At 62.6% G+C, this 206-nt stretch carries 1 protein-coding gene; it reads right to left on the minus strand.

Annotated features, from left to right (window positions below; translation table 11 throughout):
* Positions 1 to 206, minus strand: a 206-nt coding sequence (locus tag PH586_RS23570) for a VCBS domain-containing protein (RefSeq protein ID WP_271350230.1), incomplete at both ends; no start/stop codon positions are given.

The following is a 206-nucleotide window of genomic DNA, read 5'->3' on the forward strand; positions in this document are numbered from 1 at the left end:
TTGATGGTGATGGTCAGGGTCGCGGTGTCGGTATCGCCATCGGCGTCCTGCATGGTGTAGGTGAAGGTCTCGGTCAGGCTCTCGCCAGTGTCCAGGCCCTGCACCGCAGGGTTGTCGGTATCCAGCAGGTAGCTGTAGGTGCCATTGCCGGTATCGCTGAAGGTGCCGTAACTGGCCGCGGTGCTGGCCCAGCTGACGAAGCTGGT

The sequence above is a fragment of the Pseudomonas aestuarii genome (assembly GCF_027988105.1).
In the GTDB taxonomy this organism is placed as follows: domain Bacteria; phylum Pseudomonadota; class Gammaproteobacteria; order Pseudomonadales; family Pseudomonadaceae; genus Aquipseudomonas; species Aquipseudomonas aestuarii.